This window comes from Variovorax sp. GW821-FHT09A10 (assembly GCF_059418385.1).
This window is the reverse complement of the sequence record NZ_JBWKPT010000008.1, coordinates 28,137-49,503: the sequence shown is the minus strand read 5'-3', so window position 1 is coordinate 49,503 and position 21,367 is coordinate 28,137. Positions and strand designations below refer to the sequence as shown.

Below are 21,367 nucleotides of genomic sequence, written 5' to 3'. Positions count from 1 at the left end.
GAAGCGGGGCGCTCAGCGGCCCAGCTTGTGCAGCGTGTCGCGCACGTCGTCCACCAGCCACAGGCCGAGGCTGCGATCGCTCTGCGGGTACTGGCGCGAGCCGTCGTCGGTGGCGTAGATGATGGATTCGGTGACGTTGCCCTCGACGATCAGGCGCCGGGGCGGCGGCAGATGGAAGGGCGCCATCTCCATGTTGATCGGCGTCCAGCCGCCCGTCTGGATGTCCGCGTTGCGCGGCAGCGAGCGGTAGGTGAAGGTGGTGGTCAGCAGCCACTTCGACCGGCTGGCCGCCACCGCATGCAGGGCCCGGAAGGCATCGGCATGGGAAAAATGGAACAGGCAGTCGCGGCACAGGACGAGGTCGACGGTCGGCAAGGCGTCGCTCAGAAGGTCCAGCCGGCTGAAATGGCGTCCCGGCCGCGCGAAGCGCTCGGTGTTGCGCACCACCAGCGCATCGACGATGTCGGCGCCGTGGTAGTCGATGCCCGTCAGGTCGACGTGCTGCATCCAATTGAAATCGCCGCAGGGCACGTCGAGCAGGCTGTGCACCTGCAGCTCGCGCAGCAGGTGCGGCAGCTCCCGGATCACCTGCGCGGTGTTCGTGAGCTCGGAGCCCGCGCCGGACACGCTCTCTGCCGAGCCCCAGGCGTTCGATTTGAAGATGTCGGAGAAGACAGTTTCGGGCGCCTGGGTGGTCATGGGTGCAGAAAGATGATGAGCGTGAAGGGGTGCGGTGTCGTCAGCTTTCCCGGCGCAGCGCGGGGAACAGGATCACGTCGCGGATGCTCGGCGAATCGGTCAGCAGCATCATCAGGCGGTCGATGCCGATGCCGCAGCCGCCGGTGGGTGGCATGCCGTATTCGAGGGCGCGCACGAAGTCGTGGTCGTAGAACATGGCTTCGTCGTCGCCGCTGTCCTTGGCGGCCACCTGCGCGTTGAAGCGTGCGGCCTGGTCTTCGGCGTCATTCAGCTCGCTGAAACCGTTGCCGAATTCGCGGCCCGTGATGTACAGCTCGAAGCGCTCGGTGACCTCGGGGCGCTCGTCATTGGCGCGCGCCAGTGGCGAGATCTCGGTCGGGTGTTCCATGATGAAGGTCGGCTGCCAAAGCTTCTCTTCGACGGTCTCCTCGAAGTACATCACCTGCAGGCTGGCCAGGCTGCGCTGCGAGAGCTTGTCTTTTTCTTCGCTCAGGCCGAGCTTGCGCAGGGCGTTGATGAGCCAGACGGTGTCGTCCACGCCATCACCGGCATCGGTGTGCTTGAGGATCGCTTCGCGGATCGTCAGGCGCTCGAAGGGCTGCGTCAGGTCGACGGCCTTGCCGCCGTAGGTGAGCTGCTGCGTGCCCACGGCCTTGTCGGCGATGGTGCGGATCAGCGTCTCGGTGAAGTCCATGAGGTCGCGGTAGTTCCAGTAGGCCGCGTAGAACTCCATCATCGTGAACTCGGGGTTGTGCCGCACCGAGATGCCCTCGTTGCGGTAGCTCCGGTTGATCTCGAACACGCGCTCGAAGCCGCCGACGATCAGGCGCTTGAGGTACAGCTCGGGCGCGATGCGCAGGAACATCTCCTGGTCGAGCGCATTGTGGTGCGTCTTGAAGGGCTTGGCGTTGGCGCCGCCCGGAATGGGATGCAGCATGGGCGTCTCGACTTCGAGGAAGTCGTGCGACACCATGAATTCGCGCAGCGCGCTCACGGCCTTGCTGCGCGCGGTGAAGCGCACGCGGGCCGACTCGTCGGTGATCAGGTCGACATAGCGCTGGCGGTACTTCTGCTCCTGGTCGGCCATGCCGTGGAACTTGTCGGGCAGCGGGCGCAGGCTCTTGGTGAGCAGGCGCAGGCGGCTGACCTTGATCGACAGCTCGCCGGTCTTGGTCTTCATCAGTGTGCCTTCGGCACCGAGGATGTCGCCGAGGTCCCAGCGCTTGAAGTCGGCGTACGCCTCTTCGCCGATGGCGTCGCGCGTCACGTACAGCTGGATGCGGCCGGTGGCGTCCTGCACGGTCGCGAAGCTGGCCTTGCCCATCACGCGCTTGAGCATCATGCGGCCGGCCACGCTGACGGCCACGGCCTGCGCTTCGAGCGCCTCGGGCTCGGTGCCGCCGTGCTGCTCGACCAGCGCCGCGGCGCGGTGGCCGGGTTTGAAGTCATTCGGGAATGCGACCCCCTTGCCTTCGGTCTGCGCCGTGCGCAGCAGCTTGAGCTTTTCGCGGCGTTCGACGATGAGCTGGTTGTCGTCGACGGCGGGCGTGGAAACGGGGGGGGTCTGTGGGTCGGACATGGGAGGCGGGTGAGGCGCAACCGGGAGCGTGCGCGGGGTTGGCATTTTAGCCGATAGGTCTTGCGCAAAAGCTGCAGCGAGCGCCCGTCGGTCTTGTGCAATGCGCTATGAAAAAAGGAGCATCTCAGTCAAGGACGCTCCTTGCGTGGTTCAGATTTTTCCGATGAGTTGATCGCGCGCGGGGGCCAGGAAGTGCGCGACTTCCGGGGTGTCCATGCGCTGCGCCAGCCAGGCGGCGTCGATCAGTCCGGCTATGCGGTAGCGAAGGATCAGCCGCACGGCCTCGCGCCGGAGTACGCGTGCCAGCGTGGCGCGCTCCAGGTCCGGGGAGAGCGAGGGCAGCGCGGCCACCTGCGCCATCCGCGTGAGCATGGACACGGCGAACGCGGCATCGGGCGGCCAGTAGGCGGCGCGCATCTGCGCCAGCTGTTCGTGTGCGTGCGCAGCGAGCGAGGGGAAGTACCCGCGCAGCAAGGCGTGCTGCGAACGAACGGCGGCATCGCTGGCCGCGAGGGCCTCGTCGTCGCTCGGTGTCGGCACGTCGCGCCGGCACAGCGGCGCTGCGATCGCGGCCAGGCGGGCGCCTGCCGTGGCGCAGCGGTGCAGGAAGTACTGCCCTTCGAGATCACCGTCGAAGGCTTCGTCGTGGCGCAAGTGGTGCCGCACGAGGAATTCGCGCCGGTACATGCAGGTGCGTGCGCGCAGCATACGGTCGGTGCCGAGAAACTCGGCGCGGATTTCGTGGTCGAGTTCGGGTGCCCGGTGTATCTGCAGCGTCTCGCCTTCGCCTTCCTCGAACCAGCTGCCGACGATGTCGATCTCGGGGTGCGCGGCCAGGAAGGCGGCCTGGCGGTGAAGCCGGTCGGGGGCGGCGGCGTCGCCTTCGTCCCAGAACACGAGGTAGTCGGCATCGGCCTGGCGGACCGCGGCGTCGCGGGCGTTGGCCCGGTTGAACTGGCCCGGCAGCAGGATGACCGTGTCGTCGGGATGAGCCGCCATCTCGCCTGCATGCGCAGCGGAGGTGACCCGGATGACCGCCAGCTCGCATTGCACTTGTGCCGCGAGGCCGGGCAGGGGTTGGGTTGGCGCGTGTTCCGCCGCGATCACGACCGCCACCCGGAATCGCTGCGCCTGCGCCGCCTCGCTCCAGGTGCCGGGCTGCTGCGCCTGCCACTGGAAGTAGCGGTCCAGCGCCGGACCGAGCCAGCGCGTCTGCGCCCGGGCGGTCAGGCGCTCGTACCCGATGCGCTCCAGCTCGGCCCGCCGCGCCGGGTTGGCCAGCAGGCGAAGCGTGGCATCGACCAGGCCCTCCCAGGGGGCGCCTTCCACTGCGTCGCGCAGGCTCGGGTCGAGGTCGCTGTCCGGGTAGAGCTCGCAGATCACCGCCTTGCGGTTGCGCAGGAGCACGGTCAGCCGGGGAATCTCGACAATGCGCGAGTTGTCCAGCTGGTGCATGTTGATCACCACCTTGGCCCGTCGCAGGTGGGCATCGCGCTCGGCATTGCGCCACGGCTGCGGCATGGGCAGGACCACGCGAACGCCCCGCGCGATCAGCGCTTCCAGCACCTGCACGCGGCGCGGGGTGGTGGCGCCGAAGAAGACGACGTCGATGTCCTGCTCGGCATCGGGCAGCACGGCGTCCGCGGCCGGCTCGGCACCGGCACCGCGCTGGTAGGCGAGCGGCACGTGGTCGCACGCCGTGAGGCCCAGCTCGATGTTCTTCTGGAAGTTGGCGAGGCTGTACTCCCAGACGTAGTACGCCCCCAGCGTGGCCCTGTAACCCTCGGTGAAGCAGAAATTGCCCGGCGTCAGGTGCTCGAAGTTGACGATGATGCAGCGCGAGTGGATGTCCTTGAACCACCGCCAATCGCCCTGCCAGGCAAAGAACACGACATTCACGGCATCGGGGTCGGGGTCGACCTGGTGCGGCGAAAAACGGGTTTCGTAGCCGAGCGCTTCTGCCGCCAGCCGGTACGACTCGACGATGTCGTCGAACTGGTCGATGTCCGCCATGCCGTGCAGGTGCGTGAAGTGCAGCCGCGGCTTGCGGCGCGCAGGCCGCAGCGCCGCCGGGGCCTTCGTGTCGTGCGGCCGGCCGGCCCCCTGTTCGATTCGCAGGGCGTCATGACCCATGACCACCGCCCGGAAGCGATCCGGGTACCCCATGTAGTGCAGCATGAAGCTGTCGCTGTCCTGCAGCGCGGGGTGCGAGTTGAAGGACACGCCATCCGACAGCGGCATCGCCGCCTCGCCGCCTGCTTCGCGCCAGGCGGCGACGAAGAATGCCTGGTCGCCGCCGGACAAGTAGATGCCGCTCTTGTCGGCGACCTCGTCGATCAGCGCCTGCACACGCTCCAGGTACGCGATGCAGGCCGGCGTGTTCGAGAACACCATGAAGCCGCTGTTGAACTCGTAGCCCGACACGTCGCGCGCCAGCGCCACCGGCCGGCCGCGCAGCAGGGACGCGAGCGGCCGTGTGCGGTCGTGGATGAGGATGTCGGCATCGACCCAGGCGACCTGTTCGTGCTCGGCCAGGTGCTTGAGCAGCAGCCGGGGCTTGATCCAGTTGCCGGCCACGCGGCCCCGCAGGTTGGCGGGCAGGTCACGGTAGACGTGGTGGGTGTAGCCGTGGTGGTCGGCGTAGGCGGCGATGTTGCGCTCCGACAGCGTGGCGTAGCCGGCGATGTTGGGCGTGTAGCTGGTCAGCAAGGCAACGGGGCGGCCGGCGTTGCGCACTGCGTAGTCCGGCTGGCCCGTGGGGGGCGGCGGCAGGTCGTCGTAGAGCCGGCCGTCGCGCGCCAGCACCGTGTTGAGGTAGTCCACGAAGATGCCCCGCACCCGCCGGTCCTGCACATCGACGTGGACCGCAGGATTGAACGAGAGCACGAAGGCCGAGACCTCCGGCAGGTAGTGGCCGAAGCGGGCGAACAGCAGGTTGGGGTAGTGCCGGCCGTCGATGAGCTGGTGGTGCGGATGGGCCGCCAGGCCTTCGAGCTCGCGGTGCGCCCAGCGGTCGGTGTCCGCTTCGGTCGCGATGCGCAGGCGGTCGAGCACGGCGTTCACCAGGGCCGTGGCTTCAGGGCCGGCGCGCAGCATGAAGCAGCTGCCCTCGGGGCGGTGGTGGTGCTCGTTCTCGGCGATCCAGTGCGCTGCATCGCCGATCACGGCCGGTGCCGGCAGCGGCGCGAGAAAGGCCGCGTCGTCGTCCGCGAAGACCAGCAGCGTGCCGTCGGGCGCATCGGCCAGCGCGGCGCTCACCACGCTGTACTTGTAGACCAGCAGCGTGCGCGCGCTGTTGTGCGGCGTGCCGATGGCGTGCAGGCGGTGCGCGTAGCCCCAGCGGGCGCAGTAGGCGCGGTGGTTGTCCGCGAAGGCGTCTGCGCCCGCGCGCAGCAGGATCGAATGGAAGTGGACCGGCGCCGGGCTCATCTCGCAGCGGGCCGGGTCTAGTCGGTGATGCCGGTGCGCGCCAGCAGGTCGCTGACCAGTTCCAGGCGCATCAGCGGGCTGTCGAGTTCCATCAGGCGCTGCTTCAGCTCGACCTGCATCGGCACCAGCTCGCACCAGCGGTTGGCCACCCAGCCGCAATCGTCGAAGCGGTAGGGCGCGCCGATCGGCAGGCGCACCGCGTCGCCTTGCGCGCGGCGGCGCTCTTCGAGGGTGTCGATGAGGCGGCGCAGCGCGGTGGCGGTGTGGCGCAGGTCGTCGGGGAGGTCGAGCGCGACGTCGTCGGCAACGGCTTCGACCTCGGCGACCCACAGGCCGTGTTTCTGCAGCTCGCTGCTGCGCACGCGAAAGCGCTGTGTGCCGACGCATTCGATCTGCAGCAGGCCGCTTTGCGGCGCGTCGAACGTGCGGATGTCGGCGAGCGTGCCGACGGCGGCAAAGCTTTCGGCTTCGGCGCCGGCCTTGCGCACCTCGGTGCCGCTGGTCAGGCTGACCACCCCGAACGGGGTGCCAGCCTTGCGGCACTTGCCGATCATGTCGAGGTAGCGGACCTCGAAGATGCGCAGCGGCAGCAGGCCGTCGGGGAACAGGACCGTACCGAGCGGGAAAAGGGGAATGAGCACGTTGAAAAAGACCGGGTCACAAGCCGCGGTCAGCTGGGTTGAAGGATCAGGTTGAGGACGGTCGCGTGTTCGGGCTGCAGTATCCCCTGCGTCTGGAAGGCGTGGCGCGCGTGGTTGAGCAGGTTCAGGATCGACTGCTGGCACTCGGCGGCGCTCTGGCCCCAGCGTGTGTCGACCTCGGACAAGGCACTGTGTGCCGCGCGATGCAGGTCGACCAGGTGGGCCAGGGTCTGGGGCATGTCGTCGGGGCTGCGATACAGCGTCAGCAACTGCTCGCACTCGCGGCCCCGCAGGCGCGGGAAGACCAGCGGCAGCAGGCGTCGGTAGATGCGGTCCCTCGAGGTGTAAAGGCGGTCGCGCGGCAAGCTGCGCGAGGTCATGCCCGGGTGGATGCGGTAGCGCGTCAGCGGCTCTGGCAGGTTCGCGAAACGCGCGCCGTGCAGCATGCAGTCGACCCAGAACCCGAGGTCGTCGACGGCGTAGAGGTTGGGGTCGAACTGCAGCCCGTGGGCGCGGTAGAAGTCCAGCCGCCCGGTCGTGCTCTGGTTCGCGAGGTAGTCGTAGCCTTCGACCATGCGGGCCTTGATCGTCGCGTCGTCCAGCGGCAGGCCGGTGACGCCGGCCTGGTCCTGGAAGTGCTCGAGCTGGCTGCCGACGACGGTGACCGACGGGTTGCCTTGCAGGAACGCGACCTGCTTGGCGAAGCGGTCCGGCGTGGCGCAGTCGTCGTGGTCGACGCGCGCCAGGTAGGTGCCCCGGGCCATCGCCATCGCGATGTTCATGTTGGTCGGCAGGCCGAGGTTGCAGGCGTTGCGGTGCAGCCGGATGCGCGGGTCGTCGAAGGCGGCCAGGCGCTCCCAGGTGCCGTCGGTGCTGGCGTCGTCCATGACCAGCAGTTCGAAGTCGGTGAAGGTCTGTGCCTGCAGCGACTGCAGCGTCTCGATGAGGAACTCCCCGCTGTTGAAGGTGGGGAGAACGACGCTGAGCAAAGGCATGGGGTTCCGTAGGGCGGTGTGGCCGGGGGCGAGGCTTGTGGTCCAGAATCGGAGCAGTCGCGCGCGTGCGCACCTCTCTGCCCATCCGACATGTTGTACCAGATACCTTCGTTTCTTCTCGACGTGATCGTCGGCCTGCTCGGCGGCGCCTGCCTGCTGCGCCTGTACATGCAGTACCACCGCGTGCCCTTCGGCAATCCGCTGGGGCGTTTCGTGTTCGCCATCACCGACTGGATCGTGCTGCCGCTGCGGCGCATCGTGCCCGCGGTGAAGCGCTGGGACCTCGCCAGCCTGATCGCGGCCTGGCTGCTGGTGATGCTCAAGTTCCTGGTGCTGTGGCTGCTGGCCGGCAGCCTGGCGCGGATCACGGCGCTGCCGCTGGTGTCGCTGGTCGGCCTGCTGCAGCTGGCGGTGTCGGGCCTGACGGCGCTGCTGGTGGTGTACGCGGTGCTGTCGTGGATTCCGGGCGCCTCGCCGATGCTGCTCGACCTGATCTCGCGCCTGGCCGAGCCGCTGGTGCGGCCCTTCCGTCGCTTCATTCCGCTGATCGGCGGGGTCGACCTGTCGCCGCTGGCCGCCATCGTGGTGCTGCAGGTGGCGGCGATCGTGCTGGGCAACCTGCTGGTCTTCGCGTTCCGGCTCGGCGCCTGACGCGTCGGGGTACCCCAGACAGCAAAACGCCCGCACCGCCTTTCGGCGTGCGGGCGTACAGGCCGGAGCCTAAGCTACGGTGAAGGTCAGAGCACCGCGTCGGCCGGCTGGCGCAGCAGCATGGCCAGCGTGCTGGCGATGGTCTTGCGCAGTTCGCGGCGGTCGCTGATGAAGTCGATCGCGCCCTTGGTCTGCAGGAACTCGGCGCGCTGGAAGCCTTCGGGCAGGGTCACGCGCACGGTCGATTCGATCACGCGCGGGCCGGCAAAGCCGATCAGCGCCTTGGGCTCGGCAATGACCACGTCGCCCACGAAGGCGAAACCGGCGCTCACGCCGCCCATGGTCGGGTCGGTCAGCACGCTGATGTAGGGCAGGCCTTTCTTCGCCAGGCGCGTGAGCGCGGCGTTGGTCTTGGCCATCTGCATCAGCGAAAGCAGGCCTTCCTGCATGCGCGCGCCACCGGTGGCGGTGAAGCAGATGAAAGGCACCTTCTGCTCGATGGCGGTCTCGACGCCGCGCACGAAGCGCTCGCCGACCACGCTGCCCATGGAGCCGCCCATGAACTCGAACTCGAAGCAGGCCACGACCACGCTGATGCTGTGGACAGAGCCGCCCAGCACGACCAGCGCGTCGGTCTCGCCGGTGTTCTCCAGCGCTTCTTTCAGGCGCTCGGGGTACTTGCGGCTGTCCTTGAACTTCAGGGCATCGACCGGCAGCACTTCCTGGCCGACTTCGTAGCGGCCTTCGGCGTCCAGGAAGGCATCCAGGCGCGCGCGGGCGCCGATGCGGTGGTGGTGGCTGCAGCTCGGGCAGACGTTCTGGTTGTGCTCGAGGTCGGTCTTGTACAGAACGGTCTCGCAGGCCGGGCATTTGATCCACAGGCCCTCGGGCACCTGGCGGCGCTCGGACGGGTCGGTTTGTGCGATCTTGGCGGGTAGCAGTTTTTCAAGCCAGCTCATGGGACTCCGAATTTCTCAGGAAGGATGCCTTCCTGACACTTAGCTCCCCTCTCCCGCACGGGAGAGGGGTTGGGGGTGAGGGCAGCAGCGATTATCGGCCAGCCGCGTTCTTGGCGGTAGCCGCCGGCAGGGCGTCGAGCGCCTCCCGGATGCCGGCCAGGAATTCGCGCACCGTGGGCACCACGTTCTCGCGCGGCTGGTCTTCGATGAGTTGAATGATCTTCGTGCCGATGACCACGGCGTCCGCTGCCGAGCCGATGGCCTGCGCCGTGCGCGCGTCGCGGATGCCGAAGCCCACGCCGACCGGAATGCTCACGTGCTCGCGGATGCGCGGGATCATGCGCCCGACCGCCTCGGTGTCGAGGTGGCCGGCGCCGGTCACGCCCTTGAGCGACACGTAGTACACGTAGCCGCTCGCGATGCGCGCCACCTGCGCCATGCGCTCGGCGGTGCTGGTGGGGGCCAGCAGGAAGATCAGGTCGATGCCGGCCGCTTTCAGGTCGGCGGCGAAGTCCTCGCATTCCTCGGGCGGGTAGTCGACGACCAGCAGGCCATCGACACCGGCCGCGGCCGCGTCGCGGATGAAGGCCTTCTTGCCGTGCACGAGGTCATAGCGCTCGACCGGGTTGGCGTAACCCATGAGCACGACCGGCGTGGTCGTGTCCTTCGTGCGGAAGGCGGCCACCATGGCGAGCACCTGCTTCATGCCGACGCCCAGCGCCAGCGCGGCCTCGCCGGCCTTCTGGATCACGGGGCCGTCGGCCATCGGGTCGGAGAAGGGCACGCCCAGCTCGATCACGTCGGCACCGGCCTCGACCATGCCGTGCATGAGCTCGGGCGTGATGTCGGCGAAGGGGAAACCGGCGGTGACATAAGGGATCAGCGCGCGACGGCCTTGCGTTTGCAGGGCCTGGAACTTGGCGGCAATGCGGCTCATCACTTGCCTCCCTTCACGCTCAGACCGCGCATCGAGGGCCGGTCGTAGAAGTCGACACCCGACAGGTCGGCGACGGTGCCGATGTCCTTGTCGCCGCGGCCCGAGAGGTTCACGAGGATGGACTGGTCGGGGCGCATGGTCTTGGCGAGCTTCAGGGCGTAGGCCATGGCGTGGCTGGATTCGAGCGCGGGAATGATGCCCTCCGTGCGGCACAGGTAGTGGAAGGCTTCGAGCGCCTCGACGTCGGTGATGCCGACGTACTCGGCGCGGCCGATGTCGGCCAGGTAGGCGTGCTCGGGGCCGACGCCAGGGTAGTCGAGGCCGGCGCTGACGCTGTGCGTCTCGGTGATCTGGCCGTCGTCGTTCTGCAGCAGGTAGGTGCGGTTGCCGTGCAGCACGCCGGGGCTGCCGCGCAGGATCGAGGCGGCGTGCTTGCCGCTGTCCAGGCCTTCGCCCGCCGCTTCCACGCCGATGAGGCGCGTGCCCGCGAACGGGATGTAGGGGTGGAAGATGCCGATCGCATTGCTGCCGCCGCCCACGCAGGCGACCACCACGTCGGGTTGCTTGCCCTCGGCTTCACCGGTGATGCCGTCGGCCGCGAGCATGGCGGGCATCTGCGCGATGCACTCGGTACCGATCACGCTCTGGAAGTCGCGCACCATCGTCGGGTAGGGGTGCGGGCCCGCCACCGTGCCGATGATGTAGAAGGTGTTTTCGACGTTGGTGACCCAGTCGCGCATGGCCTCGTTGAGCGCGTCCTTCAGCGTCTTGCTGCCGGATTCGACGGGCACGACAGTCGCGCCCAGCAGGTTCATGCGGTAGACGTTGGGGCTCTGGCGCTTCACGTCCTGGCTGCCCATGTAGACCACGCACTCGAGGCCGTAGCGCGCGCAGATGGTGGCCGTGGCCACGCCGTGCTGGCCGGCACCGGTCTCTGCAATCACGCGGGGCTTGCCCATGCGGCGCGCGAGCATCGCCTGGCCGATCACGTTGTTGATCTTGTGCGCGCCGGTGTGGTTCAGGTCTTCGCGCTTCAGGTAGATCTGCGCGCCGCCCATTTCACGGCTGGTGCGTGCGGCGTGGTAGATCGGCGAGGGGCGGCCGACGAAGTGTTTCAGCTCGTAGTGGAACTCGGCCAGGAAGGCCGGGTCGTCCTTGAACTTCGCATACGCGTCGCGCAGCTCGTTGATCGCGTGGGTGAGCGTTTCGCTCGCGAAGGTGCCGCCGTAGGGGCCGAAGTGGCCGCTGGCGTCGGGTTGCTGGTAGTCCTGGAATTGGCTTTGCATGGTTCTCGATCGATGGGCCGCAGCCCGAATGCGATCGGGTGCGGCGGCTAACTGGAGAAGGACGAAGCGTCGGCAGCCGAGGCTTTGACAGTGTTCGCCGCATCTGCGGCTCTCACGGCGGCGACGAATGCCCGGATCTTTCCGGCGTCCTTGAGGCCCTTGTGCCCGGGACCGTCGATTTCGACGCCCGAGCTCACATCAACGGACAGCGTCTTGCAGCGCGTCCGCAGGCTGTGAATGCCATCGCTCACGTTTGCAGGTGTGAGCCCACCACTCAAGACGAGGTGAGCGTCGACGGCGGGTGGAAGAAGTGACCAATCGAAAGCCTTGCCGCCTCCGCCATAACCTTCGACATGGGCGTCGAGCAGGATGGCCTGGGCGCGGGAGTAATCGGACGCGTATTTTACGAGGTCGAAGCCGGCCCCGGCAGCCCCCAGCGGAATCCGGGCGGCGCGCATGTAACGAAAGCGTCCCGGGCCGGTGGCTTCCTCGCACTGTTCGGGCGTTTCCTCCCCGTGGAACTGGGCGATGGCGCCTTTCACGCGGGCCAGGGAGGCCAGGACTTCGGGAGCGTCCGCGTTCACGAACAGCAGCACGGGCGTGATGAAGGGCGGCAGGCGCGAGGCCAGCTCGGCGGCGCGCTCGGCGCTCACGGCGCGCGGGCTCTTCGGGTAGAGCACGAAGCCGATCGCGTCGGCGCCGGCCTCGACCGCCGCGTCCACGTCGGCCTCACGCGTGAGGCCACAGATCTTGATGCGGGTGCGCGCGGCGAGGGGAGCAGGGGATGTCATGGCGGACCATCATACGAAGCCCGCTCGCCCTGGAACGTGGCCTCGGCCGGCAGACCCCACTGGGCGTCGTACAACGGGCCGAGGAAATACAGGCCGTCGGCCGAGAAGGTGGGCGCCGCCACCTTGCGGCTGCGCGCCTCGAGCACCTCGGTGATCCATTCGGGCCGTTCGTCGCCGCGGCCGATGCGCACCAGGCTGCCCATCAGGTTGCGAATCATGTGATGCAGGAACGCGTCGGCCTCGAACTCGAAGTGCCAGCGGCAGCGCTCGCCGTCGCCCACGCGGGTGATCTCGAGGCGCCGCAGGTCCTTGACCGGCGAGAGGGCCTGGCAGGCCGAGGCGCGGAACGAGCTGAAATCGTGCCGGCCGACCAGCAGCGCCGCCGCGGCGCGCATCGCATCACCGTCGAGCGGGTACATCGACCACCCGACCCGGCCCGAATCCAGGCTGGGCCGCACGGGCGACTGCGAGAGCACGTAGACGTAGCGACGCGCCAGGGCACTGGCGCGGCAATGGAATTCGTCGGGCACCGGGTGCGCCCACTGCACCGCGATGTCGTCGGGCAGGTAGCGGTTGGTGCCGCGCATCCAGGAGAAGGGGTCGCGCTCGATGTCGGTGTCGAAGTGCACCACCTGCATCAGCCCGTGCACGCCGGCGTCGGTGCGGCCGGCGCACAGCGTGCTGACCCGGCTGCCGACGGGCAGGCCGGCGAACTTCGCGAGGGCGGCTTCGAGCTTGTCCTGCACCGTGCGGCCCGAGCGCTGGCTCTGCCAGCCCTCGTATGCCTGGCCGTTGTAGCGGATGCCGAGTGCCAGCCTCACGAAGCGATCAGAAGGGCAGTCGGCAACCGGCTCAGCGCAGTTCGGCGAGCAGCTGCTTGGCTTGCGACTTGAGGTCGCCAGCGCTTTCGGCTTCGACTTCCTCGACCAGCGAGCGCGCGCCTTCGACGTCGCCGATGGCCTGCAGTTCGCGGGCCAGCGAGAGCTTCACGGCGTGCGGGTTGTCGTCGCCGTCGTCGTCCAGGGCGGACGGCGAGGTGGCCACGGCCGCCGAGCGAGGTGCTTCGGCAGCGGCGGAGCGGGCCGGCAGGCCGGCGAGGGCGCTCATGTCGAACTCGATGAAGCCCGAATCGGCGGGCAGCGCGTCGCGCAGCATGGCCGGGCGGGTGTTGTGCTCGGCGTCGTTCAGCGACGAGGGGCGCGTGTGGGCGGTCAGTGCACCGGGGGCCGTGTCGAAATCGTTTTCAAGGTCGACAGGTGCCGCGTCGTGGCCGTTGCTCAGCGGAGCCGCTGCGGCCGTCGGCGCGTAGACCGACTTCGGCAGGCTGGCACCCACGGGGGCAGGCGCCGGTGCTGGCGGTTGGGTCAGGTCGAGGTCGAAGTCCAGCGGTGCGACCGAAGGCATGAAGGCCGGCGGGGCCGACGCCACGGGCGGTGCGGCTGGAGGCGGCGGTGCCACGACGGCTGCTGCGGCTACAGCAGCCGGCTTGGCAGCGGCTGCCAGCGCGCCGGCGAATGCGGCGGTCTCGGCCTGGCTGGCGCCGCGCGCGGTGCCCGTGCCCGATTCGTACAGCGGGTTGCCCGGATCGAGGTCCTTGCCCATGTCGACCACGCGGTTCCACTCGGAGCCCGCGCCGTTGGTCAGCTTGTGCACTTCGGTGGCGAGGCCGTCGAAGGCACGCACATCGCGGCGCTTGGCGTGGATTTCGAGCAACTTGAGGTGGATCGCGGTGCGGTCCGGGTTCAGGCGCAGCGCTTCACGCAGGATTTCCTCTGCCTGCAGGTCGCGGCCGTAGGCGAGGTAGACGTCGGCTTCGGCGACCGGGTCGACATCGCCCGCATCGAGCTGGCTCGGCGAGTACGACAGCGACGACACGGTGGAATCGCCGCGGTTCTTGGTGTCGACCGATTCGCCGCCGCTGGCGCCGAAGAACGAGTCCTTGGGAATGCGGCTTTCGAGGAACACGCTTTCGCTCATTTCCTCGCGACGGCGGCCCAGCACGCGGTACAGCAGGAAGCCGACCAGCAGCGCGATCAGCGCGGCGCCCGCGAGCATCAGCGGGTTGTCGAGCAACTCGTCGAAGAAGCTGCGCTCCGGCGGGGGCGGCGGCGGCGAGGCCTTGACCACCGGCTTGGGCGCGACGATGGGGGCTGCGGCTGCCGCAGCGCTGGCAGCGGCAGCCACGGGGAGGGCGGCTGCATCGGTGGCGGACGGTGCGGCTGCTGCGGCGGGTGCAGCAGCAGAGGCAGCGGCGACAGGGGGCGTTGCAGCGGGAGCGGCTGGCGCAGCGGTCGGAGCCGGCGTTGCCGGTGCGGTGGCAGCGGCTGCAGGGGTCGCGACCGGTGCAGGACCGGCCGTGACCGCCGGCGACGGCGTCGTGGCGCCGGTCAGCGGCGCGGGAACGGCGATGCCGGGCGTGGTGGCCGGCGCTGCAGGCGCGGCGGCCGCAGCGGACGATCCGGTGCCGGTGCCCGCACCGGCCTTGAGCTTGTTCAGCTCGTTGATGTTCTTCGAGAGTTCGGCGACGCGGTTGCTGCTGTCCTGCGCCTGGCGGGCCTGCGCGACCTTTTCGTCAGCGGCGCGTGCGGCGGCGTTGCCTTGCGACACCGTGAGCTTGTCGGGTGCGCTGGCGGCGGCATTGCGGTCTTCCACGCTGGCCTGCAGCTTGCCCGAGGCCTGACGGCTCGCTGCGGCCACGTTGGTGGTCGGGGCGTTTTCGGCGAGGCGCTGGCGGTAGCTGCCGAAGTCGCGGCTTTGCGCGGTGATCGTGCGACGCGCATCGGCGGCCGGCACAGCAGCAGCAGCGGCGGCGTTCGGCAGGTCGAGCACGGCACCGGCCTTCATCCGGTTGACGTTGCCGCCGACAAAGGCGTCGGGGTTGGCGTTCAGCAGCGCGACCAGCATCTGGTCGAGCGACACGTCGGCCGGCTTGTGCGCAGAGGCGATCTTGCCGGCGGTGTCGCCACGGCGCACCGTGACTTGTTCGCCACTGCCGCCACTGCCGCCACTGCCGCCACTTCCGCCGCTAGGGGCGGCGACGGCGGCACGTGCCGGCGCAGGAGCCGGTGCGGCTGCAGGGGCCGGCGCAGCCGCAGCGGGTGCGGGCGTTGCAGCGACCGCAGGCGCGGGTTCGCGGCGCACGCGCGGGGCGGGCGCGGGGCGCTCGACCGGTGTGGCGATCTGCGGCGCGATGGGCGCGACCGGCGCGGCTGCCGCCTGGCGCGTGGCCGGCGGATCGAGCAGCACGGTGTAGTCGCGCACGATGCGGCCCGAGGCGCCATTGGCTTCGAGCAGCAGGTCGATGAAGGGGTCGTTGAGCGGGCGGTTGCCGGCCAGGCGCACGACGTACTGGCCGCCGGCGCGGCGCTGCAGCGTGGCTTTCACGTCGCCGAGGGCCGCGTTGTACGGGATGCCTGCGTTCTTGAAGGCTTCGGCCGTGGCGATGTTGATCTTCAGGCCGTCCGCTTCATTGGCGGCCATTTCGGTGACATCGATCTCGGCGCGCAGCGGTTCGCCCAGTGCCGACTGCACCCGCAGCGGCCCGAGCGCGAAGGCGCTGGCGTCAGGGCTGGCGAGCCCCAGCGTCAGGGCGGCGGCAGCGCCCAGGATGGAAAGGCGCCAGCCATTTGACGGCAGGGCGGGGCGGGCGGCCGAAGGGCGGGCCGCGGGCAACAGATGTCTTGTCATGCTGATAGGGGCGGCTCAGGCCCTGAATTTGTAAGAGGACGTTAGCATCATCACCATGCACTGACAAGGCAATGCGCCTGATCTACCCAGTGCGCGCATACTTCCGATGACATCCTGTGTTGCCTTTCGGCAACATTTTTGTATTTCAAGGGCCTGAGCAACCCGCATCAGGCTTCGAGCAGGATGCGCAGCATGCGGCGCAGCGGTTCGGCCGCGCCCCACAGCAGCTGGTCGCCGATGGTGAAGGCGCCGACGTACTCGGGGCCCATCGCCAGCTTGCGGATGCGGCCGACCGGGATGTCCATGGTGCCCGTCACGGCCACTGGCGTCAGGTCCTTGACGGTGGCTTCGCGCGTGTTCGGCACGACCTTGGCCCAGGGGTTGTCGGCGGCGATCATCGCTTCGATGTCGGCGACCGGCACGTCCTTCTTGAGCTTGAAGGTCAGGGCCTGGCTGTGGCAGCGCATCGCGCCGATGCGCACGCAGAAGCCGTCCACCGGCGTGGGGGCGGTGCCGAAGCCCGCGCCCTGGCCGAGGATCTTGTTGGTCTCGGCGCCGCCCTTCCACTCTTCCTTGGACATGCCGTCGCCCAGGTCCTTGTCGATCCAGGGGATCAGCGAGCCGCCCAGCGGGGCGCCGAAGTTGGCGATTTCGGAGGCGCTCAGGTTTTGCTGCTTGTGCAGCACCTTGCGGTCGATCTCGAGGATGGCCGACTTCGGGTCGTCGAGCAGGGCGCGCACTTCGGCGTTGAGGGTGCCGAACTGGGTCAGCAGCTCGCGCATGTGCTGCGCGCCGCCGCCCGAGGCCGCCTGGTAGGTCATGCTGGTCATCCACTCGACCAGGCCGGCCTTGTAGAGGGCGCCCACGCCCATGAGCATGCAGCTGACGGTGCAGTTGCCGCCGACCCAGTTCTTGCCGCCCTTGGCGAGCGCGTTCTGGATCACGGGCAGGTTGACGGGGTCGAGCACGATGATCGCGTCATCGTTCATGCGCAGCGTGGAGGCCGCGTCGATCCAATGGCCGTTCCAGCCGGCGGCGCGCAGCTTGGGGAACACCTCGCTGGTGTAGTCGCCGCCCTGGCAGGTGATGACGATGTCGCACTTCTTCAGTGCCTCGATGTCGTTCGCATCCTTGAGCGTGGTTTCGTTCTTGGCCATCGCCGGGGCCTTGCCGCCCGCGTTCGAGGTCGAGAAGAAGACCGGCTCGATGAGGCCGAAGTCGCCTTCGGCCTGCATGCGGTCCATGAGGACCGAGCCGACCATGCCGCGCCAGCCCACGAGGCCGACCAGAGGTTGCTTGGATGCGTTCGCCATTTCAGTTTGCCCTTAGTGAAGAAAGAAAAAATCAGTCTTTTTTGCCCCCGACTCGTCGGCCGGGGGAGGGCGTGACGAAGCGGGCTGCGGTTAGCCGGTAATCGTCTTTTTGGTGATGGCTGCTACGACCGCGTCGCCCATTTCGCGGGTGCCGACGCGCTTCGTGCCTTCGGACCAGATGTCGCCCGTGCGCAGCCCGGAGGCGAGCACGTGCTTGACCGCCGACTCGATACGGTCGGCAGCTTCGGGCTGGTTGAGGGAGAAGCGGAGCATCATGGCAGCGGACAGGATTGTAGCCAAAGGATTGGCAACCCCTTTGCCAGCAATGTCGGGCGCGCTGCCGTGGCTGGGCTCGTACAGGCCCTGGTTGCTCGCATTGAGCGAGGCCGAGGGCAGCATGCCGATGGAGCCGGTGAGCATCGCGGCCTCGTCCGAGAGGATGTCGCCGAACATGTTGCCGGTGACGACCACGTCGAACTTCTTGGGCGCCTTCACGAGCTGCATGGCGGCGTTGTCGACGTACATGTGGTCGAGTTCGACGTCCGGGTACTCCTTGCCGACCTCGGTCACGATGTCCTTCCAGAACTGGAAGGTCTCCAGCACGTTGGCCTTGTCCACGCTGGTCACGCGCTTGCTGCGCTTGCGGGCCGCTTCGAAGGCGACGCGGGCGATGCGCTCGACCTCGGGGCGCGAGTAGCGCATGGTGTCGAAGGCCTCTTCGGCGCCCGGGAAGTGCCCGTCGGTGGCAATGCGGCGGCCGCGCGGCTGGCCGAAGTAGATGTCGCCGGTCAGCTCGCGGATGATGAGGATGTCCAGGCCCGCGATCAGCTCGGGCTTGAGGCTCGAGGCGTCCACGAGCTGCTCGTAGCAGATGGCCGGGCGGAAGTTGGCGAACAGGCCCAGGTTCTTGCGCAGCCCCAGGATGGCCTGCTCGGGCCGCAGTGGGCGGTCGAGCTTGTCGTACTTCCAGTCGCCGACGGCGCCGAACAGCACCGCGTCGGCGTCCTTGGCGAGCTTGAGCGTCGCGTCGGGCAGCGGGTGGCCGTGCGCCTCGTAGGCCGCGCCGCCGACCAGGGCCGATTCCATCTCGAACTTCAGGTCGAGGACTTCGAGCACCCTGACGGCTTCCGCCACGATTTCGGTGCCGATGCCGTCACCCGGGAGAACTGCGATTTTCATAAGTTGGTCTGAGGTTTTTTCTTGAAAACGGAAAGGCCGCCGATCACGAGATCATCGTGTGCGCGAGCCAGGGCTTCTGCGCCAGGCGCTCGGTCTCGAAGGCCTTGATCTTGTCCTTGTGGCGCAGCGTGAGGCCGATGTCGTCCAGCCCGTTGATCAGGCAGTACTTGCGGAAGGCCTGCACGTCGAACGCGAACTCCTGGCCGTCAGGCTTCACGACGACCTGGCGCTCCAGGTCGATGGTCAGCGTGTAGCCCGGGAAGGCGAAGGCTTCGTCGAACAGCTGCGAGACCTGCGCCTCGGGCAGCACGATCGGCAGCAGGCCGTTCTTGAAGCTGTTGTTGAAGAAGATGTCGGCGTAGCTCGGCGCGATGATGGCGCGAAAGCCGTACTGGTCGAGCGCCCACGGCGCGTGCTCGCGCGACGAGCCGCAGCCGAAGTTCTTGCGCGCCAGCAGCACCGAAGCGCCCGCGTAGCGCGGCTGGTTCAGCACGAAGTCGGGGTTCGGCTTGCGGCTGGCCGGGTCCTGGCCCGGAAAGCCGGCGTCCAGGTAGCGCCACTCGTCGAACAGGTTCACGCCGAAGCCGGTCTTCTTGATCGACTTGAGGAACTGCTTGGGGATGATCGCGTCGGTGTCGACGTTCTCGCGGTCCATGGGGGCCACGAGGCCCTTGTGCACGGTGAATTTCTGCATGTGATGTCTCCAGGTCAGGCCAGATCAGGCAAAAGTGCGCACGTCGACGAAGTGGCCGTGCACCGCGGCGGCGGCGGCCATCGCCGGGCTCACGAGGTGGGTGCGGCCACCGGCGCCCTGGCGGCCTTCGAAGTTGCGGTTGCTGGTCGATGCGCAGCGCTCGCCGGGCTCGAGCCGGTCGGCGTTCATCGCCAGGCACATCGAGCAGCCGGGCTCGCGCCATTCGAAACCGGCGGCCTTGAAGATCAGGTCGAGGCCTTCGCGCTCGGCCTGTTCCTTCACCACGCCCGAGCCGGGCACGACCATCGCGAGCTTCACGTTCTTGGCGACCTTCTGGCCGAGCTTCTTGACCACCGCAGCGGCTTCGCGCATGTCCTCGATGCGGCTGTTGGTGCACGAGCCGATGAACACCTTGTCGATGAAGATGTCGTTCATGGCCTTGTTGGGCTCCAGGCCCATGTAGACCAGCGCGCGCTCGATGGCGCCGCGCTTGCTGGCGTCCTTTTCCTTGTCGGGATCGGGCACGCGGCCGTTGATGTCGACCACCATCTCGGGCGAGGTGCCCCAGGTGACCTGCGGCGGGATCTGCGCGGCGTCGAGCTCGACCACGGCGTCGAAGGTCGCGCCGGGGTCGGACTGCAGCGTGCGCCAGTAGCCCACGGCCTGGTCCCACTCGACGCCGCTGGGCGCGAGCGGGCGGCCCTTGACGTAGCTGATGGTCTTTTCGTCGACCGCCACCAGCCCGGCACGCGCGCCGGCTTCGATGGCCATGTTGCAGACCGTCATGCGGCCTTCCATGCTCAGGTCGCGAATCGCCGAGCCTGCGAATTCGATCGTGTAGCCCGTGCCGCCGGCGGTGCCGATCTTGCCGATGATGGCCAGCACGATGTCCTTGGCCGTGCAGCCGAGCGGCAGCTTGCCTTCGACCTTCACGAGCATGTTCCTGGCCTTCTTGCCCAGCAGCGTCTGCGTGGCCATCACGTGCTCGACCTCGCTGGTGCCGATGCCGTGTGCCAGCGCGCCGAACGCGCCGTGCGTGGAGGTGTGCGAGTCGCCGCAGACCACCGTCATGCCCGGCAGCGTCGCGCCGCTTTCCGGGCCGATCACGTGCACGATGCCCTGGCGCTTGCTCAGGAACGGGAAGAACGCGGCGGCGCCGAACTCGGCGATGTTGTGGTCCAGCGTTGTGACCTGTTCCTTGCTGGTCGGGTCGGCAATGCCTTCGTAGCCGCGTTCCCAGCCGGTGGTCGGCGTGTTGTGGTCGGCGGTGGCCACCACCGAGCTGATGCGCCACAGCTTGCGGCCGGCTTCGCGCAGGCCTTCGAAGGCTTGCGGGCTGGTCACTTCGTGCACCAGGTGGCGGTCGATGTAGAGGATCGCGGTGCCGTCTTCCTCGGTGTGGACGACGTGTTCGTCCCAGATCTTGTCGTAGAGCGTGCGTGCCATGTCGGTCTCTTGTCTTTCGTGGGGAAATGGATTGTCTGTCGACGCGGTCTAGGCCGCGAGTCGTTCGGTGGCGTCGGCCGAATCGGCCGCCGCGTGCAGGTGGTTCACCAGCGTGCGCGCCGCCACCGGCAGGGTGGAGAAGTCGCGCGCCACCAGCCGGATTTCGCGCGCCGCCCAGGCGTCGTTGAGCGTCACGCTGACGAGGCCGCGGCCGATGCCGTTGTGCATGAGTTCGAAGGCGCGCTGCGGCATCACGCCGATGCCCAGGCCGTTGTCGATCATCCGGCACATGGCATCGAGGCCCGTGACGTGGATGCGCAGCTTCACGCTGCGGCCGGCGCTGAGCGCCGCTTCGTGCATCGCCACGTAGATCGAGCTGTTGGTGTGCAGGCCGACGTGGTCGAAGGCCAGCGAGTCGATGAAATCGATCGCGTCCTGCGCGGCCAGCGCGTGCCCCTCGGGAACGATCAGCGCGAGGTGGTCGTGCCGGTAGGAAAGGCTCTGCAGTTCGCCCGCGCCGCCGGCCACGTGGCACACGCCCAGGTCGGCTGCGCCTTCCTGCACCGCGCGGATCACTTCGCTGCTCAGGTGCTCCTCGAGGTCGATCTTGATGGCCTCGTGCGCGCGCGAGAACACGCCCAGGTCTTCCGGCAGGAACTGCACGATGGCGGAGATGTTGGCGTGCACCCGCACGTGCCCGCGCACGCCGTCGGCGTATTCGCTGAGCTCGCCCTGCATCTTCTCGAGGCTGTAGAGCACCGAGCGGGCGTGGTGCAGCAGGCTTTCGCCGGCCGGCGTGAGGTCGACGCCGCGCGCATGGCGGTAGAGCAGGGCGGTGCCGAGCGTGGCTTCCAGGTCGGACAGCCGCTTGCTCACGGCCGAGGCCGCAATGAACTCGCGCTCCGCCGCGCGCCCGATGCTGCCCAGCTCACACACAGCCACGAACAGCTGCAGCGACGTGAGGTCGATGCGGCGGGCGAAGTTGCGTTCGGAGGTGCTCATGGGGCTTGGGCATCGCATTTGGCGATGAGTTGGCTATTTTCTTACTGTTTTTAGGCCGTCGCCATCGCGATGCGCGATG

Annotated in this window: 17 protein-coding genes; 1 reads left to right on the top strand and 16 read right to left on the bottom strand. The window is 68.3% G+C overall.

The window, feature by feature from the left end:
• Positions 1 to 12 precede the first annotated feature (12 nt).
• The 5 genes from AC07Q9_RS24960 to AC07Q9_RS24940 all read right to left on the bottom strand — a co-directional run bounded on the left by AC07Q9_RS24960 (position 13) and on the right by AC07Q9_RS24940 (position 7,343).
• Positions 13 to 699 (bottom strand): class I SAM-dependent methyltransferase, encoded by a 687-nt coding sequence (locus AC07Q9_RS24960; RefSeq protein WP_489057967.1) that lies wholly within the window; start codon positions 697 to 699, stop codon positions 13 to 15.
• Positions 700 to 739: 40 nt separating this feature from the next.
• Entirely contained in the window at positions 740 to 2,278 is a 1,539-nt protein-coding gene (gene lysS / locus AC07Q9_RS24955; RefSeq protein WP_495312148.1) for a lysine--tRNA ligase, read from the bottom strand.
• A 150-nt stretch (positions 2,279 to 2,428) separates the two neighbouring features.
• Positions 2,429 to 5,707, bottom strand: a complete 3,279-nt coding sequence (locus AC07Q9_RS24950; RefSeq protein WP_495312147.1) for a glycosyltransferase — start codon at positions 5,705 to 5,707, stop codon at positions 2,429 to 2,431.
• A gap of 17 nt (positions 5,708 to 5,724) precedes the next feature.
• A complete protein-coding gene (locus AC07Q9_RS24945; RefSeq protein ID WP_495312146.1) occupies positions 5,725 to 6,348 on the bottom strand; it encodes an LON peptidase substrate-binding domain-containing protein in 624 nt (207 codons plus the stop codon).
• A gap of 29 nt (positions 6,349 to 6,377) precedes the next feature.
• Positions 6,378 to 7,343 (bottom strand): glycosyltransferase family 2 protein, encoded by a 966-nt coding sequence (locus tag AC07Q9_RS24940; protein ID WP_495312145.1) that lies wholly within the window; start codon positions 7,341 to 7,343, stop codon positions 6,378 to 6,380.
• A gap of 90 nt (positions 7,344 to 7,433) precedes the next feature.
• Here AC07Q9_RS24940 and AC07Q9_RS24935 point away from each other — a divergent pair, with 90 nt between their 5' ends.
• Complete coding sequence (locus AC07Q9_RS24935; protein WP_119556833.1) at positions 7,434 to 7,994, top strand: YggT family protein; 561 nt, start codon at positions 7,434 to 7,436, stop codon at positions 7,992 to 7,994.
• 86 nt (positions 7,995 to 8,080) lie between these two features.
• Here AC07Q9_RS24935 and accD read toward each other — a convergent pair whose 3' ends face one another.
• From accD to AC07Q9_RS24880, 11 genes are all read right to left on the bottom strand, one after another.
• On the bottom strand, positions 8,081 to 8,953 hold the full coding sequence (gene accD / locus AC07Q9_RS24930; protein WP_101493314.1) for an acetyl-CoA carboxylase, carboxyltransferase subunit beta: 873 nt from the start codon (positions 8,951 to 8,953) through the stop codon (positions 8,081 to 8,083).
• A 91-nt stretch (positions 8,954 to 9,044) separates the two neighbouring features.
• Positions 9,045 to 9,890 carry a tryptophan synthase subunit alpha gene (gene trpA / locus AC07Q9_RS24925; protein WP_095949558.1) on the bottom strand — a complete coding sequence of 282 codons (846 nt, stop codon included), beginning with the start codon at positions 9,888 to 9,890 and terminating at the stop codon, positions 9,045 to 9,047.
• The gene (gene trpB, locus AC07Q9_RS24920; RefSeq protein WP_062475486.1) at positions 9,890 to 11,176 is read right to left on the bottom strand and encodes a tryptophan synthase subunit beta; all 1,287 of its coding nucleotides are present in this window, start codon (positions 11,174 to 11,176) and stop codon (positions 9,890 to 9,892) included. Before trpB ends, trpA begins: the two co-directional genes overlap by 1 nt.
• A gap of 47 nt (positions 11,177 to 11,223) precedes the next feature.
• Positions 11,224 to 11,967 carry a phosphoribosylanthranilate isomerase gene (locus AC07Q9_RS24915; protein WP_495312144.1) on the bottom strand — a complete coding sequence of 248 codons (744 nt, stop codon included), beginning with the start codon at positions 11,965 to 11,967 and terminating at the stop codon, positions 11,224 to 11,226.
• Positions 11,964 to 12,788: a tRNA pseudouridine(38-40) synthase TruA gene (truA, locus tag AC07Q9_RS24910; protein WP_495312143.1), complete on the bottom strand. Its 825-nt coding sequence runs from the start codon at positions 12,786 to 12,788 to the stop codon at positions 11,964 to 11,966. Before truA ends, AC07Q9_RS24915 begins: the two co-directional genes overlap by 4 nt.
• 31 nt (positions 12,789 to 12,819) lie before the next feature.
• Positions 12,820 to 15,654, bottom strand: coding sequence for a FimV/HubP family polar landmark protein (locus tag AC07Q9_RS24905; RefSeq protein WP_495312142.1), 2,835 nt, complete (start codon positions 15,652 to 15,654; stop codon positions 12,820 to 12,822).
• 167 nt (positions 15,655 to 15,821) lie between these two features.
• Entirely contained in the window at positions 15,822 to 16,967 is a 1,146-nt protein-coding gene (gene asd / locus AC07Q9_RS24900) for an aspartate-semialdehyde dehydrogenase (protein ID WP_495312141.1), read from the bottom strand.
• A gap of 90 nt (positions 16,968 to 17,057) precedes the next feature.
• A complete protein-coding gene (leuB, locus tag AC07Q9_RS24895) occupies positions 17,058 to 18,146 on the bottom strand; it encodes a 3-isopropylmalate dehydrogenase (protein ID WP_495312140.1) in 1,089 nt (362 codons plus the stop codon).
• Positions 18,147 to 18,189: 43 nt separating this feature from the next.
• Complete coding sequence (gene leuD, locus AC07Q9_RS24890) at positions 18,190 to 18,840, bottom strand: 3-isopropylmalate dehydratase small subunit (protein WP_070062266.1); 651 nt, start codon at positions 18,838 to 18,840, stop codon at positions 18,190 to 18,192.
• 24 nt (positions 18,841 to 18,864) lie between these two features.
• Positions 18,865 to 20,286 (bottom strand): 3-isopropylmalate dehydratase large subunit, encoded by a 1,422-nt coding sequence (leuC, locus tag AC07Q9_RS24885; RefSeq protein ID WP_495312139.1) that lies wholly within the window; start codon positions 20,284 to 20,286, stop codon positions 18,865 to 18,867.
• 48 nt (positions 20,287 to 20,334) lie between these two features.
• A complete protein-coding gene (locus AC07Q9_RS24880) occupies positions 20,335 to 21,288 on the bottom strand; it encodes a LysR substrate-binding domain-containing protein (protein WP_495312138.1) in 954 nt (317 codons plus the stop codon).
• Positions 21,289 to 21,367: the final 79 nt, after the last annotated feature.

What these genes read in the sequence shown, in the direction of transcription:
- AC07Q9_RS24960 (WP_489057967.1), bottom strand. Translation starts at nt 699, where the DNA reads ATGACCACCCAGGCGCCCGAAACTGTCTTCTCCGACATCTTCAAATCG.
- lysS (WP_495312148.1), bottom strand. Translation starts at nt 2,278, where the DNA reads ATGTCCGACCCACAGACCCCCCCCGTTTCCACGCCCGCCGTCGACGAC.
- AC07Q9_RS24950 (WP_495312147.1), bottom strand. Translation starts at nt 5,707, where the DNA reads ATGAGCCCGGCGCCGGTCCACTTCCATTCGATCCTGCTGCGCGCGGGC.
- AC07Q9_RS24940 (WP_495312145.1), bottom strand. Translation starts at nt 7,343, where the DNA reads ATGCCTTTGCTCAGCGTCGTTCTCCCCACCTTCAACAGCGGGGAGTTC.
- AC07Q9_RS24935 (WP_119556833.1), top strand. Translation starts at nt 7,434, where the DNA reads ATGTTGTACCAGATACCTTCGTTTCTTCTCGACGTGATCGTCGGCCTG.
- accD (WP_101493314.1), bottom strand. Translation starts at nt 8,953, where the DNA reads ATGAGCTGGCTTGAAAAACTGCTACCCGCCAAGATCGCACAAACCGAC.
- trpA (WP_095949558.1), bottom strand. Translation starts at nt 9,890, where the DNA reads ATGAGCCGCATTGCCGCCAAGTTCCAGGCCCTGCAAACGCAAGGCCGT.
- trpB (WP_062475486.1), bottom strand. Translation starts at nt 11,176, where the DNA reads ATGCAAAGCCAATTCCAGGACTACCAGCAACCCGACGCCAGCGGCCAC.
- AC07Q9_RS24915 (WP_495312144.1), bottom strand. Translation starts at nt 11,967, where the DNA reads ATGACATCCCCTGCTCCCCTCGCCGCGCGCACCCGCATCAAGATCTGT.
- AC07Q9_RS24905 (WP_495312142.1), bottom strand. Translation starts at nt 15,654, where the DNA reads ATGACAAGACATCTGTTGCCCGCGGCCCGCCCTTCGGCCGCCCGCCCC.
- asd (WP_495312141.1), bottom strand. Translation starts at nt 16,967, where the DNA reads ATGGCGAACGCATCCAAGCAACCTCTGGTCGGCCTCGTGGGCTGGCGC.
- leuB (WP_495312140.1), bottom strand. Translation starts at nt 18,146, where the DNA reads ATGAAAATCGCAGTTCTCCCGGGTGACGGCATCGGCACCGAAATCGTG.
- leuD (WP_070062266.1), bottom strand. Translation starts at nt 18,840, where the DNA reads ATGCAGAAATTCACCGTGCACAAGGGCCTCGTGGCCCCCATGGACCGC.
- leuC (WP_495312139.1), bottom strand. Translation starts at nt 20,286, where the DNA reads ATGGCACGCACGCTCTACGACAAGATCTGGGACGAACACGTCGTCCAC.
- AC07Q9_RS24880 (WP_495312138.1), bottom strand. Translation starts at nt 21,288, where the DNA reads ATGAGCACCTCCGAACGCAACTTCGCCCGCCGCATCGACCTCACGTCG.